This is a genomic window from Pantoea sp. XAF26B01_ASV70, from assembly GCF_054512635.1.
Map to the genome: position 1 here is coordinate 2,193,984 of NZ_CM137251.1, position 15,516 is coordinate 2,209,499.

A 15,516-nucleotide genomic window follows, 5' to 3' on the forward strand; every position below is an offset into this window, starting at 1 on the left:
CGATTAACCCTTATGGCAGACAGCATCCAGGCGAACAATATTCTCATTCACGCGACCGGTTATTTGATAATTAACAAAACATGTTTTATTGCCCTTATATTCCCAGTTTACCTTTAAGGTTCCAGAGTCATGCGGTACACGTGCATATAATTGACCACCCTGGCCCACAATACCTATCACGGTATTATCAGCATCACGGACCTCGGTGCCCATTGGCGGGATTTCATGATCTTCATTTTTGAGCGCGATTAAGACGGCCTTACCCTGCAGCGTGGCAAAATTAATTCGGGTAACGGAACCGGCATAGGGCACAACGCGCTGGCTTCCACCGCTTAATTCGGCATCAGCATTCATATAGCGTGTATCAAGGCTGACGGTGTTGGCCTGATATGGCGTCAGCGACGGCAGGATAGCGTAACCAAAATGATCAATGACGGCACCCTGACCATTGCGTACGCTGGCGCCCTGGGCACCATCCGCATGGATAAGCGCAAAAGTGTCGCTGGTATAAGGTCCGGCGGTAACGCCGCCGCGATGAATCAACAACGTACCAGAAAGCCCTAATCCAGCCTGGCGATAATTATCCCCCTGACCATAATTCGCTCTGACCGCGCCTGCGCGCGTATTCTGCTGAATATTTCCGCCGAACGAGACACGGTGGCCACTGTTACTTTGCGTATTTTCGGTTCCGCCATACAGGGACCAGGATCGCTGATTGTTCTCGCCAGATGAACCGGTCAGTGAGAGAGTCGAATTGCGCGTTTCTTTAGACTGGTTGTAGTTATAGGCCACAGAGGTCGTGTGATTGCCCCAGTTCAGCGGAACCGAGACATTCAGTGAAACGGTATTTTCGGTATATTTCTCGCGGTATGCGTTATCACCATCGTCCAGGTTCAGCCCGAAACGATCATAATTCCAGGTAGTACGCTGACGGGCAACGTTGAGACTGTAACTGATGTTATTCCAGCTGTTGCTGTAACCTAACTGAAGCTGAGTAATACGTGACCGGTTATTATAGTAATCCGCCGTGCTGCCGCTCAGGCTGATTAAGCCATAATCGGCCATTGACTGACTCAGGGTCACAGAAAAATTATTACGCTGATGCAGCGTATCTGAATAGTAACTGATGCCATTGTCCTGCTGGCGCCGAACGCCCAGCACATCCTGCAGGTCGCGATAACCGCTGGTTGAGTAACGATAGGCGGCCAGGACCAGGTTGGTGCCGGTAGCAAAGGTTTTGCTGTAGCTCAGCTCGGCGCGCCATCCCGAGGCATTTCTGTTCTGTGCGACCTTTGCATCAGAAAAGGTGGTGTTTAATCCCACTGCGCCCGCTGCCGAAGTCCAGACACCGCCAAGCAGCCAGGCCTGATAGTCCTGAGCCAGCCGCGATCCTGCCGTAGCGGTCAGTCGGTTACTGATACCGCGCTGCAACAGCCCTTCGAAGAAGGTGTTATTAACTGAGTAGAATTGCCGTACCCGACCCAGTGCAACCGAGTAATGCCAGTTTCCCGGCCTGACCGAATCAGGCACAGAGGCATAAGGAACGGTAAACGAGGACGTTTTGCCATTGGCTTCAATAATCTCAACATCGAGATCGCCCTGGCTACGGGTATTGTACAAATCGTTGATCACGAAGGGACCAGGCGCCACGCTGGTCTCATAAATAACGCGATTCAGTTGCCTGACGATAACCCGGGCACTGGAGGAGGCCACACCGCGAATTTCGGGCGCATAACCACGCCGGCTTTGCGGACGCATCCTTTCATCGGTAGTGAGCTTGATGCCATTATAAGAAAGGCTGCCAAACTGCGAACTTTCTGTATAGCTGTCGCCCAGTGTCAGCAGACTGTTCAGCGGTTCAATGGGGCGCTGAAGCCAGGTTCTGACCGTTGTGTAGCGAACGTCGCTGCCGGTAACGTTATTGTCGATAAACCGCAGATTGCCCTGATGGCGCAGCTGCCAGTTATCAATATTAGTGCCCGCCGTGATGCCACTCCAGAGATACTGGTATCTGTAACCGGAAGCGGTATTTTCCGTCCAGCTATAATTGGTGTTATGCCGGATGAAAAGGGCGGAGATCCCTTTATCCCATTCGGCGACGGGAATATTTCCCCTGGGCAGATGAATTAACTCCGCATCCGGAATGGTGAACTGCAGCCGCAGTGAAGCCTGATCAAATTGCCAGCGGGCCGCTGATGACCAGTGACGCAAGGGCTGACAGCCCTCGCTGGCTGAGGATTTATTCAGTGACTTAAGGCTTAATGATTCAGCCACCGTCAGCGGGAGACAAGGTTCTATCGGCTGACCTTTCTCTGCTGACAGAAAGTTCAGGGTGACGCCGCTTTTAACCAGCTTATTGTTAACATAGATATCGACATAATAGTTGCCGGAGGCGATAGTCTGATGGTTAAACTGATCAATATTCTGGCCAAAGGCGGAGCCTTTAAACAGCGAAGGATCGAAGTAGTATTCATCAGCGTGTCCATACGGTGAAAAAGTAAATGATGCACAGAGAGGCAAAAAAAAGATGCGGATATTACCTGCCTGCAATCGGATAGTCTTCACTGACTTTAGCTCCCTGGTCATTCATTGCTGAAAGAGAAATCACGCTATTAGCTGATAAAGAGTGCGTTTCCGGTTTACACCTGACTATTTTTTTGGCAAAGGGTGCAATCATTTCGGCTTCGCAGGCTGTTTTTTTGCCTGCTGTTTTTATTGCAACCTCTGTAAGTGAGAGATACCAGGGTTGAGTGTTGTTGATTTCAACCCCCTCTTTTTGCATCGTTACTTTTACACCGTCGAAAACATTAACCGGCTGACCAATCGCTTTAGGACGATAAAAGAGTTTCATGCGGTTACGTAACATTAAAACAATACTGTTACGGCCTGATTCCGCCTGAATATTACCAGGGGGGATCTGCAGAGAGTTGAACCAGTAAATCGTCTCGCGATCCTGTGGTAATGAGACATTAGGTATGAATCGGATTCTTAAAACCTGGCCGGTCAGAGGCTGGATCCGAAACAGCGGTGGCGTGATAATAAAAGGCACGTCACTCTTATCGCCAGGTTGCGAATCCATATTGCCATTATCAAGCCAGGCCTGAATGACATAAGGAATATTATCGTTGTTCTTTAACTGAACATCGACGGAGAGAGCATTACCCGGATAAATAATTCGGCTGCCAAGAATAGTGACGCTTGCCTGGACGTTATCCGAAATAAACGTCATCAAAAAAATCAGTATTACCATTTTTAATGGGAACAGCATAATGCGCGAATACATGTCGGATATCTCAAGCGTGGCGTGCGTATCTGGCTATCCAGATACGCACGAAAAATATTACTGGTAAGTCACGGCATATTGCAGTGATGCGGTAACGGTACCCGCCGTTGGCGTGCCGGATGCGTAATAACGGGCAGAGTAGGTGGCAGAGCCAGAAGTTTCCCCTGTCTGAAGTGTCAGATCACCGCTGCCGGTATAACCACTGGTCAGATTAACCACCGCATCTTTCGGATCGAGGATTTGTACCTCAACATTTTTTGCGGTTCCGGTGTTAGATAAATTACCGGCAGCGCTAACGTTATTCCCCACAAACACCGTCGAGATTTTGGTGGCCGAGGTACTGTCCCCGGCGCAGCCGCTAACGCCCACGGTGAAGGTGGTATCACCCGCAGTTGCACCAGAGGCAGCAAGGTCCGTAGTACTGACCGTTGGCAGCAGCACGACAGGGGACGCATTGTTGCCATTTACGGAAACAGAACAAGTTTCAGTGGTCACTTCTCCCTGAAAGTTGATGGTGTTATCTGAAGCTGCAAACACGCTGGCTGACACCAGCCCGGCACTGATTAACACAGCAAGATTAAGCGTTCTGAATTTGGTGTTCATTTAATACTCCTTTATCATAATTATGCGGAAAATAACTGATTGAGGCTGATGCCCATTTTCCGGCGAATGGCATCTTTGATGTTATAAACACGCTTGACTTCAATCCCCATTTCTCTGGCAATAATCGGCAGTGACAGCCCGTTCATCGCCAGATCAAGGAACCGAACTTCATCCTGTTTAAGTGCATTGACTTTTTTCCTGACCTCGCCTTTTAAACCGAAATAACAGCCCTGGATTTGTCTGTTTATCTCCTCCAGGGAAAAATCGGCATAAATCACAGTTTGTATACGCAGGTCCTCTTTTTGCCAGTACGCCGCAAGCGGCTCCATATGGCGATCACTGACGATAATCAGCATTAATCCCGTATGTTTCAAATACTCAATCCAGTTGCTATTGGTAAAATACCTGACATTTTCCCTGGAGAAGTCAACGAATACACATCCTCTGCAAAAGAGGCTCTCATATTTTCCAGCGACCATGCTGAGTATGGATGAAGAGAAAAAATGATTCCCTCCAGGCCAGGTGGTAATTTTTTGCAACGGACATCTGTTATAAATGTCTGATGCGCGATGGGTGAGATCACAGCCATATTTACAACTGGCGCAGCGAATTTCCTCTCTGGTTATCTTTATCATAATATTTTGGCGTTGTTGCGAGAGTTGTGATTATTTTATCGATAAAAATCTCCGCGTTTCAAGGCGATGAAAATTATCCGCTATTTTCTTCATTCGGATTTTTCTTAAGGGGTCACCTCCACGGGCGGGAGTAATATTTGTTGAAAATTCGGGACAAAAAGGGCGACGACGCCCTCAGCATTGCTGAGAGACCAGGATTTTTTTACGTCCTTTAGGAATATTTCGCAAATAACGCCACTTTGATCAATAAAAATTCCGCACTCAATGCTAAATATGAGCGAATTTTGTTCAGTGATCAATTTTGTATATAGCGGCCACTATGATGGCATTGATAAATGATTTTTTACTGACTCTATTATTGCTTTCTCCCTTACTTCATTGAAACGATCTGCATTTTAAATGGCTTTTATAAAAAAATTAGCGACGATATTTATAGTTCACATCCCATTTTATTAAGAATACTCCTGGTAACAAAGATGTTAATTGACGCACTTGCTATAAATATTGATCTAAATCAGTTATTTAGTGCATGGAAACATCACTATTTTGGTCAGTGTCATTAAAAGAAAAGAGATCTATATTTATTTCTTTCCCGGGCGTTATCATTCAGATTTTGTATACGAAGAATCATTCTTGCTGTGCGAAATTTACGTTCTGCTTTTTTGTCAGATTATACAAGATAGTTATTGGATGACAGGACAGAGCAGGGACGTTACACCTCATTTTGCGTGTCGCTGATAGTGCTGAAAACGACCGGATGTTACTGACTCTTATTTTCAATGCTCAGGGCAAAAGCATCACTGCGCTGCGTTGACTGCCTTGCAATCGCAATGCGAATAGCCGGTATGAGTCCGGCTGACCAGACAGCCAGCAGAAAGCTGACTCAGGCTTTCTTGCTCATTACAGGATTAACCTGGCAAGGAACAGAGTGAAGAAAGCGTAGTTACACGTGGACGCGTTTACGACAATTTAGTGGTACGCACGGCAGACAACGAGGATGAACATAAAGCGGTAATGCATAGACGCCTCTACAGCATTTTTGTGGCCGACAGCCCTGATGAATGCGCTAATTTTCACATAGCGACGTCACTGCTTAAGTTGTGCAAAGCACCTGAGCAGAGAAACGGTCAGAATGCGCAGCAGTGCATCCAGCCAGCCGCAAAGGGCGAAGTCGTCATTGCATCGTCCGGCTGCAAATCTCCGATATCAGGTTTGTTGATGAGAGGATAGCGTGTAGAGTCGCTGAAGAAGATGTCCCGCAGGGAAAGCCATGCTGAATAACGTAGCATCACATTATTTCAGTTTCGGAACAGAATAAGCGACAGTAACAAGGTCAGGCAGACATTGTGATCGTTTCTGACAGATTTTGCTGTAAAGAGTAAAACAGTCAGGATCAGCCCAAAATGGTGAGCAGACCATACAATAGAGCATCACGCTCCCGATCATAATCAATATACGCATAATGTATATTATGTTAAATAAGATATTAACAGCGCACTTATCGGCTGGATACTGCTCCGTTCTTTCCTGGTGTTCCGGCAATCGCACTGCCCTGCGTCTTCGAACTGATTCCTTCAAACTTACTGTATGGTAAGAACCCCGGACGAAGATTCGGTCCGGGGTTGGTTTCATGTGACCGGTCAGTTATTTGAGATGCGAACGCAACTCTTCACCCGCCTGATTAATAGCTGTTCTGACCGTGGGTTCCTGACTTAACGCGTTCAGCAAACCGTAATCATGAATCATGCCATTGTAGCGCGTTACGGTAACCGGCACGCCTGCAGCATCCAGCTTACGACCGAACGCTTCACCTTCATCACGTAACACATCCAGCTCTGCAGTCTGAATCAGCGTTGGCGGCAGCCCTTTCAGCTGTTCAGTGGTGGCACGCAACGGTGATGCCAGGATGTTATTACGATCTTTTTCCGAAACGGTATAGTTATCCCAGAACCACTTCATCATGTTCTTCGTCAGGAAATGTCCGTCAGCAAATTGATCATACGACGCGGTGTCGAAACGCGCATCGGTAACCGGCCACAGCATCACATCATAACGGATGGCCGGCGTTTTAAACTGCTTCGCCTGCAAGGCAACCGCCGCCACCATGTTACCGCCAACGCTATTACCAACCAGCGCCAGACGTTTTCCGTCAACGCCAATTTCAGCGCCATGTTCGGCGACCCATTTAGTGGCTTCATAAGCCTGAGTAATTGCCACCGGGAAATGGGCTTCTGGCGATGGTTGATAATTGACAAATACCGCAGCAGCGCCGGATGCATTCACCATGTCACGTACCAGTCGCTCATGGGTCGGAAAATCACCCAGCACCCAGCCACCGCCGTGGAAGAACATAAACACCGGCAAGGTGCTGCTGGCGTGCTCGGGCTTAACGATGGTCAGCGTCAGAGGCTTGCCCTGTACGGTAATGATCTTCTGTGAAATCTGTGCCGGCGGCAGTTCTGCGCCCTTCTGCGCCCCCGTCAACACCGCTCGGGCATCTTTGACGGAGAGTTGCTCAATCGGTTTACCACTCCCGCTGTTGAGCGCCTTCAGGAAAGCGGCCACGCCTGCGGTCGGTTGCGGACTGTTTTCAGTGGGTGCAGCAAACGCGGTACTCATCTGGCTGGCTAACAATAATGCACTGGCGATCAGTTTCATTTTCATCACAGGGTTCCAATTAACTTGCTATTAAGTAGTGTGCTATCTGGTTGGCAGGACAATGACACGGCGAACCTGGATTGTAAACTACTAAATAGCACACTATTTATCTCAAGCTTTTACCCTCTCTGACTATTTTCGTCATTAACAGACTACTTTGCTGCTATCTGTATCGATTTTCAGCAATTAAGCACTGCGCCTGAGCACCTAAAAAAAGTCAGAAGCGTGGTGTTTTTTCTGATTAAGTTCAGCATGGACGCCAACGGTGCTCGTTACCCTATCCCGCTGCCGCTGCCGCTGCCGCTGCTGAGTCCGTTCGGTTATACACCCTGTCTCGGTCAGACCTTTGTACGTATCCGGCTCGCTGACCAGACGTGCCGGATTCACATTCTCACGTCATTCGCGACGGAAAGCAGCCCGCCCACGAGTCGATACATGTCCGGTAGTTGATAACTGACGAGACGATTCTGTGGATAGATCAGAGGATTGCTATCGCTACGTTGCCCGCCAGGGGCCAGGCTTTGTTTTATTGCTGAATTCAGAGAGGATTTCATCTGGTGCCTCTGTTCCCTGATTAGCTATGACTGCACAGGTGCTGGACTATGATTAAGCAGAAACTTTGTATGATGTAACTAAAGACATTTTCCTTCTTTCTCAGAAATTTCACATTTCCTGCGGCTAAATATCTCTTTGCCCTCAGGCGCATTACTCTCTCTGCACTGTCACCCGACTTCAGACAATCAATAAAGGAAACATTGATGAAAACTTCATATGCCTTGATCGCAACATTACTGATGACCTCTGGCGCATCCGCTATCGCTGCTCAGCCTGCTACCGCTAAAAACCCACTGAGCGTGCACGTTCTTAACCTGCAAACTGGCCAGCCGACGGCAGGCATCGAAGTTGAACTGGATCAGAAGCAGCAGGATAACTGGGTGAAACTGGCATCAGGCGTCACCGATAACAATGGTCGCATCAGCGCCCTGTTCCCGCAGGACAAAACAGCCAGTGCGGGTAGCTACCGCGTGGTGTTTAAAACCGGTGACTTCTATAAAAAGAACAACCAGAAAACCTTCTTCCCGGAGATCCCGGTTGAGTTCAACATGGAAGCCAGCGGTGAGCACTACCATATCCCGTTGCTGCTGAGCCCGTTTGGTTACTCTACCTATCGCGGCAACTGATCCCGATCCGGCACTCAGGTGCCGGATTTCCCCTCTCCCGCTACCCGCGCCGGAAAGCACTCCACCAGCCAGTCGATAAATACCCGTAGCCGTTGCGTTACGTGCCGGTTTTGCGGATAAACCAGATGAAACGCATAACCCGCCGGACGCCAGTCGTGCAGGATCTCAACCATTTGTCCCTGCCGCAGAATCGACGACAGCGAATAATTAAATGTCTGAATGATCCCAAGCCCTGCCAGTCCCGCGGCCAGATGCGCGTTGCTTTCATTGACGCCAATGCGATGCGCACTGGTGATCTCAATTTTCTCTCCCTGACGTTCGAACCGAAGCGGAAATGGCTTGCCGGTTTGCGGCGAGAGATAACTCACCAGCCGGTGTCCGTTGCGCAGTTCATCAGGATAGGCGGGCACACCAAACGCTTTAAGGTAGGCGGGTGTCGCGCAGGTAATGAGCGTAGCGTGCCCTATCAGGCGGGCAATCAGTGAGGAATCGACCAGCGGACCGCCGCGGATCACACAATCAACGTTGTCACTGATAAGATTGACCGGGCGATCGGATACGCCCAGATCCAGCGTAATATCAGGATAGCGGGCAAAGAAATCAGGCAGCAGCGGAATCAGAACGTCCCTGGCGGTAGATCCGCCGACATCGATGCGTAACTGCCCACGCGGCTTACTGCGCAGTGAATTGAAACAGGCATCAATATCCTCGAGATCGTGCAGGATGCGCAGCGCTTTCTCATAGTATTCACGCCCTTCTGCGGTGACGGTCACGCGTCGGGTGGTGCGCTGCAGTAGCCTGACGGAAAGATGCGCCTCCAGCTCCTGAACCAGCTTACTCAGCGTCGCCTTCGGCATATTCAGCGAGTCCGCCGCCCGGGTAAAACTGCCGCTTTCCACCACCCGTGAAAAGGCTTTTATCGCCAGCAGCTGATCCATTCTATCTCCCTATTATCCACCCGTGTGGATAGTCATTTTCATTTTAGCGGATTTATCCGCCAATCCTCCTCTCTTACAGTAGCAATCAGTCCGGCAGCCCCGCTGACCGGGAATAACCCAAACTGTCTAAGAGACTATCCGGAGAAGAACTTATGAACGCATCACTCGCAGGAAGAATTGCACTGGTTACAGGCGGAACGAGTGGAATTGGCCTGGCTACCGCCCAGGAGCTGGCGGCACAGGGCGCACAGGTTTTTATAACCGGCCGTCGTCAGGCGGAGCTGGATGCCGCCGTCGCTGAAATCGGCGGAACCGTCAGCGGCATCCGCGCAGACGCCTCACAGCTGCACGATCTCGATGAGGTTTACTCGCGAATTGCAGCGCAGGCGGGACGCCTCGATATTCTCTTTGCCAACGCCGGGGGCGGCGACATGCTGTCGCTGGGGGCGATTACTGAAGAGCATTTTGACCGTATCTTTGGCACTAACGTACGCGGCGTGCTGTTTACCGTCCAGAAAGCCCTGCCTCTGCTGGTTGATGGCGCATCGGTAATTCTGACCGGATCGACTGCCGGAGCGCAGGGTACTGCGGCTTTTAGCGTCTACAGCGCCAGTAAAGCGGCAGTGCGCAATTTTGCCCGTTCGTGGGCGCTGGATCTGAAAGATCGCGGAATCCGGGTCAATGTCGTGAGCCCTGGCCCTGTCCGTACGCCTGGGCTGGGTGATCTGGTCAGTGAAGATCAGCGTCAGGGCTTGTTTGATGCGCTGGCAGCACAGATACCGATTGGTCGCCTGGGTGAACCGCAGGAGGTTGCCCGCACCGTTGCGTTTCTCGCCTCGGATGCCGCCAGCTTTATCAATGCGGCAGAACTGTTCGTTGATGGCGGAATGGCACAGGTCTGAGACTCACCCTGTAGCTGAATATCAGACCCTGGTGATTGTCATTATCCGTTACGCAGCATCCCGGTTCGCCGGGCGTGAGCAGCAAAGCGCGCCAGGCTGAACCGTTAACGTATCAATGCCTGCCTGAGACATCCGGCTGCGTTGATCTGTAACCTGAATCCGGCACGCCGTCATAAAATGTCACGTTGAAGAAACACCCGCCTGGCAAATCCCCCGCTATAGTTATTGCCTGTCACGTCAGTCATAAAAACCATGGAGATAACATGAGCCAACTTTTTTCCACTGTCTCGCTGGGCGAACTTACGCTGGATAACCGCATTGTGATTGCGCCGATGTGCCAGTACTCCGCTGAGGCGGGCAATGCGACCGCCTGGCACCGTATCCATCTTGGCCAGCTGGCCTTTTCCGGCGCAGGTCTGATGATTATTGAAGCCACCGCCGTAGAGGATATTGGTCGCATCTCCCCAGGCGATCTCGGTTTGTGGAATGATGATAATGAAGCTGCGCTGAAAACGGTTCTGGAAGATGTCCGCCGCTACTCCTCTATTCCGGTTGGTATTCAGCTGGGCCATGCGGGACGCAAAGCGTCGTGTGCCGTACCCTGGGAAGGCGGTAAGCAGATTGCGCCTGAAGCCGGCGGCTGGCAAACCGTGGCTCCGTCCGCACTGAGCTACAGCGCGGATGAAGTGAAACCGGTTGCCATGAACACTGACGATCTGGCGCGGGTAAAACAGGCCTTTGTCGACAGCGCCCTGCGTGCGGTGCGTCTGGGAATTCAGCTCATCGAAGTGCATGCCGCACACGGCTACCTGCTGCATCAGTTCCTGTCGCCGCTGTCGAATCAGCGCAGTGATGAATATGGCGGCTCGCTGGAAAACCGTATGCGCTTCCCACTGGAGGTTTTCAAAGCCGTTCGCGATGCCGTACCCGCTTCCGTGCCGGTAGGCGTGCGCATTTCTGCCACTGACTGGGTTGAAGGCGGCTGGGAGATCAATCAGTCAATCGCCTTCTCGCGTGAGCTGGAAGCGCTGAACAGTGCTTATATTCATGTCTCAAGTGGTGGTTTGTCGGAAGACCAGAAAATCAGCGTCGGACCCAACTATCAGGTGCCGTTCGCCCGCGATATTCGTGAGCAGGTGTCGATTCCGGTGATTGCGGTCGGCTTAATTACTGAGCCGCAGCAGGCAGAAGATCTGCTGCAACAGGGTGAAGCTGACCTGGTGGCGCTGGCGCGCGGTATTCTTTACGATCCGCGCTGGCCGTGGCACGCAGCCGCTGCGCTGGATGGTAAAGTCCAGGTTCCGCCACAGTATCTGCGTTCTGAACCGCACGATGTAAAAGGCATCCTGACGCAGGATCAGTAAGCTTTAACGGGCAGACCGCATTAACGGCGGTCTGCCCGTTCTCTTATAAAATGCCTTTCAGCCGCAGATGCTGCAGCAGCATGATGGTCTTGGCATCCACAATCTCACCCTGGTCAATCGCCTTTAACGCCTGGTCAAAACCGAGCTCAAGCACCTCAATATCCTCACCCTCTTCCGCTATTCCGCCGCCTTCACCGCTACGCTGCTGATCGCCATACTCGGCAATAAAAAAGTAGAGTTTTTCAGTAACCGAACCGGGGCTCATAAAGGCTTCAAACACCTTCTGCACATGGCTGACACGAAAACCGGTTTCCTCTTCGGCTTCGGCAACAATACGCGCTTCCGGCGAGGCGTTATCCAGCAGACCGGCGGCCGCTTCAATCAGAAAGCCATCATGCCCGTTAAGGAAAATCGGAAAGCGAAACTGACGGGTCAGTACCACCGTACGTTTGTCACGGTTGTAGAGCAGGATCACTGCGCCGTTACCGCGGTCATAGGCTTCACGGCTCTGCTCCTGCCAGCGGCCGTCACGACGCAGCAGCGAGAACGTATATTTTTTCAGGGTATACCAGTTGTCTGACAGCAACTGCTCATTGATGATGTGCACGCGGGGATGGTTCTGCTGCATGATGCTCTCCAGGATAGGTAGACAGCCATCACGCTATCATGCACAATCGTGCAAATTCAAGAAAAAACATGCAAAGGCCAGTTATGCTATCCAGCCAGCGAAAACAGACGATTCTTGCCCTGCTCGCCCAGGAAAAACAGGTGCAGTCGCGGGACCTCAGCCAGCGCTTTGGCCTATCCGAAGACTCTATCCGCCGCGACCTGCGTGAACTGGCGGCTGAAGGATTGTTGCAGCGGGTACATGGCGGCGCGCTGCCGGTTTCCGCTGCGCTGGCCACCTTTGAAACGCGCAAAAGCGTGCAGACTGCTTCCAAACAGGTTATTGCGCAAAAAGCCGTTTCACTGATCCAGCCGGGACAGATCGTACTGATTGATGGCGGGACCACCAGCGCGGAACTGGTGCGACTGTTACCCGCCACGCTGAGCTTTACCGCGGTTACGCACAGTCCCAGCGTGGCGCTGGCGTTAGCCGATCATCCACTCGTGGAGATCATACTGATTGGCGGGCAGCTCTATAAACATTCAGTGGTGACGGTGGGCGCAGCGATGCTGGAGTCGATCAACCGCATCAATGCCGATCTCTTTTTTATGGGCGTCACCGGCGTGCATCCGGCGGCGGGCCTGACCACCGGTAATTTCGAAGAGGCGACGGTCAAGCGTGCGCTGGCAGGACGCGCAGCGGAAACCGTGGTGCTGGCGTCAGCGGAAAAGCTGAACTCCGCCTCGGCATTTGCCATTGGCGACCTGTCGCTGGCCAGCACGCTGGTCGTGGAAACGCAGCCGGACGAGGCGCTGCGACAGGCACTGAGCCAGCAGGGTGTGACGGTCATCTGAGTTCGTAGCAGGCCTGCAGCGCAAGATGCGGACCGGTCAATGGTCGCTTTGTGTCAGGAAACTGCTGTGCTACTGGCGTCATTGAGCTTTGCGCCAGGGCCACCGTAACGGCTCCCTGCTGATAAGCCTGCTCTGCTGCTGCTGCAATCAGTGCAAAATAGCGTGTTGTCTCCCCCGCTTTAAACGCCGCCCATGCTCCCTCCACCAGCACGACCTCCACCTGGCTGCCGGGCTGGCAGAAAAGTGCCCGCGTCGCCGCCAGCGTTGATTCTGCCGCACAGAGCGCAACCTTGCGCCCTGCCTGACGCTGCAGTGCCTCCGCTAGCATTTCGTCGGTGCGCATGACCCGATCCTGCGCGCTGAAATCACCGGCAACAGGCCCCAGCGTCGAGCAGGTGATCAGCACCGCATCGAACTGCGGCAGCAACGTTTCAATCATTTGGGCAATACGGCGGCGTAACGCAGTCGTCATCCCGCCGCTGCGTTCCGCTTCTGCCAGCAGCGCAGGCATCACCAGATGATTCAGCGGCGGATTGTCACGCGCCAGTGCGCTGGCGGCATCATCAAATATCGCGATATTACTGGCCGCGGTGTGAAAGCAAAGAATGTTCAGGGTGAACTCCGGTACAGGTCAGATTGCGGATTGCCAGGCTGCATGCTGGATAACAACACGATAACCATCCCTGTCGATAAATGTCACGCCCCGTTGATCCCAGTAAGGATTCAATGCAGGAATCCTCTGTCATCCATGGAGCCATTAACTCTTTCGGTGTTGCTTTTGTAGAACCCTGATACAGATTAAAGGCATAAAAAAAACCCGCCTTAGCGGGTTTTGGAGGAAGCTGACAGTCAACCAGCCTTTGCTTCGCGTGAACGCACTGTGCCTGAGCGCTCCGCAAGATCAAAAGATTCTTTGAGCTGACGCATTGCTTCCGCTTTACGCTCTGCAACTGTCATTTTTTTCAGGGTTGAAATATCGTGTTTTGAGTACATAACCTCTTCCTCCTTCGCCTATGGCGGTATTCACTTCATACATTACATCACGGGGCGGATGCTGTAAAACCCGGTCTAGAAGCGTTTTAGCTTCTCTGTTTCGGCAATCGCAAAATATGCCCTGGCCCTGTAAGTCTTGTGGTGAAGCGTAATGATAGTCGCCTCCCTCTGACCTGGATGCGTGGCATGCCGCACTGCTGATGACTCGCCTGCCCGTTTTTTGCAAGCGGATGTGAACAGCCATCAGACTGAATCCATGACGCGAAGGGTCCTGCATCCGCTGTGTCCCCGTGGTTAGCACCCTATGCCCTGTTATCGGCAAATCAGTTTACCGCTCACAGCGCTAAACGCATTCCCGCCGCTGTCATCTACACTTTCCCGGTATTCATATGGTGATGCCCTGAGCATTGCCCGGCTATAAAAGGATGACAATATGACTGAACAAGCAACCCAGAACCATGCCTGGTTACTGGCTTCACGCCCACACGGTGAGCCGACCAAAGAGAATTTCCGCCATGTGGCGCAGCCCGTCCCGGAAATCAAAGAGGGTGAAGTACTGCTGAAAACCATCTATCTCTCGCTTGACCCCTACATGCGTGGGCGGATGGACGAGGGTAAATCCTACGCCGCGCCGGCAGAGCTGGATCAGCCGATGGTGGGCGGCACCGTCTGTCAGGTCGCCGACTCGAAAAACAGCGACTTTAAGACCGGTGACTGGGTGCTGGCGCAGAGCGGCTGGCAGGAATATGCCGTCTCCGATGGCAAAGAGATTGCGAAGCTGGGCAACGATCTGCCTCATCCCTCATGGGCGCTGGGTATTCTCGGTATGCCAGGCTTTACCGCCTATATGGGTCTGATGGATATTGGTCAGCCGAAAGCGGGTGAAACCCTGGTCGTTGCCGCCGCAACCGGTCCGGTGGGCGCAACGGTCGGCCAGCTGGGTAAACAGAAAGGCTGCCGTGTCGTTGGTGTGGCGGGCGGTGAAGAGAAATGCCGTTACGCGGTCGATACGCTGGGCTTTGATGCCTGCCTTGATCACCACAGCGCCGACTTTGAAGAGCAGCTGAAAAATGCCTGCCCGGATGGCATCGATATCTACTTCGAAAACGTCGGTGGCAAAGTGTTTGATGCCGTGTTCCCGCTGCTGAACACCGCTGCGCGCGTGCCGGTCTGTGGTCTGGTCTCGGCTTACAGCCAGCGTGAGCTGCCGCAAGGCCCGGACAGAACCTCTCTGATCATGGCGGGCATTCTGAAACGCCGTATCCGTATGCAGGGCTTTATCATCTTCCAGGATTATGGTGACCGTTACCCTGAGTTCCTGGAGGCGATGCGTCCGCTGGTGGAGAACAAAAAAATCCACTATCGCGAGCACATGATTGAAGGATTAGAGAACGCGCCACAGGCGTTTATCGATATGCTGAATGGCAAAAACTTCGGTAAAACCGTGGTGAACGTCGGTGCCTGACGACGTTAGCGTGCCGCGTCACTGACGTGGCAC

General features: G+C 52.1%; 14 protein-coding genes and 1 pseudogene. 5 read left to right on the forward strand and 10 right to left on the reverse strand.

Annotation, left to right across the window (positions count from 1 at the left end):
- Positions 1–3: 3 nt before the first annotated feature.
- The 5 genes from ACX8ZY_RS10225 to ACX8ZY_RS10245 all read right to left on the reverse strand — a co-directional run bounded on the left by ACX8ZY_RS10225 (position 4) and on the right by ACX8ZY_RS10245 (position 7,185).
- Entirely contained in the window at positions 4–2,565 is a 2,562-nt protein-coding gene (locus ACX8ZY_RS10225; RefSeq protein ID WP_233273055.1) for a fimbrial outer membrane usher protein, read from the reverse strand.
- Complete coding sequence (locus ACX8ZY_RS10230; RefSeq protein WP_158131697.1) at positions 2,537–3,283, reverse strand: fimbria/pilus periplasmic chaperone; 747 nt, start codon at positions 3,281–3,283, stop codon at positions 2,537–2,539. Before ACX8ZY_RS10230 ends, ACX8ZY_RS10225 begins: the two co-directional genes overlap by 29 nt.
- Positions 3,284–3,340: 57 nt before the next feature.
- Complete coding sequence (locus ACX8ZY_RS10235) at positions 3,341–3,886, reverse strand: fimbrial protein (RefSeq protein WP_033767254.1); 546 nt, start codon at positions 3,884–3,886, stop codon at positions 3,341–3,343.
- A 20-nt stretch (positions 3,887–3,906) separates the two neighbouring features.
- Positions 3,907–4,425, reverse strand: a complete 519-nt coding sequence (locus ACX8ZY_RS10240) for a helix-turn-helix domain-containing protein (RefSeq protein ID WP_233273056.1) — start codon at positions 4,423–4,425, stop codon at positions 3,907–3,909.
- A gap of 1,740 nt (positions 4,426–6,165) precedes the next feature.
- The gene (locus ACX8ZY_RS10245) at positions 6,166–7,185 is read right to left on the reverse strand and encodes an alpha/beta hydrolase (protein ID WP_010244912.1); all 1,020 of its coding nucleotides are present in this window, start codon (positions 7,183–7,185) and stop codon (positions 6,166–6,168) included.
- Between the two features lie 752 nt (positions 7,186–7,937).
- Here ACX8ZY_RS10245 and uraH point away from each other — a divergent pair.
- Complete coding sequence (gene uraH / locus ACX8ZY_RS10250; RefSeq protein WP_010244915.1) at positions 7,938–8,360, forward strand: hydroxyisourate hydrolase; 423 nt, start codon at positions 7,938–7,940, stop codon at positions 8,358–8,360.
- 14 nt (positions 8,361–8,374) lie between these two features.
- Here the strand turns inward: uraH and ACX8ZY_RS10255 are convergent, their stop codons facing one another.
- A complete protein-coding gene (locus tag ACX8ZY_RS10255) occupies positions 8,375–9,298 on the reverse strand; it encodes a LysR family transcriptional regulator (protein WP_459259818.1) in 924 nt (307 codons plus the stop codon).
- Positions 9,299–9,450: 152 nt separating this feature from the next.
- On the opposite strand from ACX8ZY_RS10255, the gene ACX8ZY_RS10260 reads away from it, so the two are divergent.
- Together ACX8ZY_RS10260 and ACX8ZY_RS10265 are read left to right on the forward strand one after the other, a co-directional pair.
- Positions 9,451–10,200 (forward strand): SDR family oxidoreductase, encoded by a 750-nt coding sequence (locus ACX8ZY_RS10260; protein ID WP_459259820.1) that lies wholly within the window; start codon positions 9,451–9,453, stop codon positions 10,198–10,200.
- Between the two features lie 263 nt (positions 10,201–10,463).
- Positions 10,464–11,564, forward strand: a complete 1,101-nt coding sequence (locus tag ACX8ZY_RS10265) for an NADH:flavin oxidoreductase/NADH oxidase (RefSeq protein WP_031592311.1) — start codon at positions 10,464–10,466, stop codon at positions 11,562–11,564.
- A 43-nt stretch (positions 11,565–11,607) separates the two neighbouring features.
- On the opposite strand, the gene ACX8ZY_RS10270 is transcribed toward ACX8ZY_RS10265, so the two are convergent.
- A complete protein-coding gene (locus ACX8ZY_RS10270; RefSeq protein ID WP_459259823.1) occupies positions 11,608–12,192 on the reverse strand; it encodes an NUDIX domain-containing protein in 585 nt (194 codons plus the stop codon).
- Positions 12,193–12,275: 83 nt separating this feature from the next.
- On the opposite strand from ACX8ZY_RS10270, the gene ACX8ZY_RS10275 reads away from it, so the two are divergent.
- Positions 12,276–13,025 (forward strand): DeoR/GlpR family DNA-binding transcription regulator, encoded by a 750-nt coding sequence (locus ACX8ZY_RS10275; protein WP_010670143.1) that lies wholly within the window; start codon positions 12,276–12,278, stop codon positions 13,023–13,025.
- On the opposite strand, the gene ACX8ZY_RS10280 is transcribed toward ACX8ZY_RS10275, so the two are convergent.
- From ACX8ZY_RS10280 to ACX8ZY_RS10290, 3 genes and pseudogenes are all read right to left on the reverse strand, one after another.
- A complete protein-coding gene (locus tag ACX8ZY_RS10280) occupies positions 13,018–13,536 on the reverse strand; it encodes a glutamate racemase (RefSeq protein ID WP_172608562.1) in 519 nt (172 codons plus the stop codon). The two genes, ACX8ZY_RS10275 and ACX8ZY_RS10280, sit on opposite strands and share 8 nt — an antisense overlap.
- Positions 13,537–13,656: 120 nt before the next feature.
- Positions 13,657–13,764 (reverse strand): annotated as a pseudogene (locus ACX8ZY_RS10285) (VOC family protein); the annotation flags it as partial.
- A 110-nt stretch (positions 13,765–13,874) separates the two neighbouring features.
- Positions 13,875–14,018, reverse strand: coding sequence for a hypothetical protein (locus ACX8ZY_RS10290; RefSeq protein ID WP_022625658.1), 144 nt, complete (start codon positions 14,016–14,018; stop codon positions 13,875–13,877).
- A gap of 433 nt (positions 14,019–14,451) precedes the next feature.
- Here ACX8ZY_RS10290 and ACX8ZY_RS10295 point away from each other — a divergent pair, with 433 nt between their 5' ends.
- Positions 14,452–15,483: an NADP-dependent oxidoreductase gene (locus tag ACX8ZY_RS10295; protein WP_033771767.1), complete on the forward strand. Its 1,032-nt coding sequence runs from the start codon at positions 14,452–14,454 to the stop codon at positions 15,481–15,483.
- Positions 15,484–15,516: the final 33 nt, after the last annotated feature.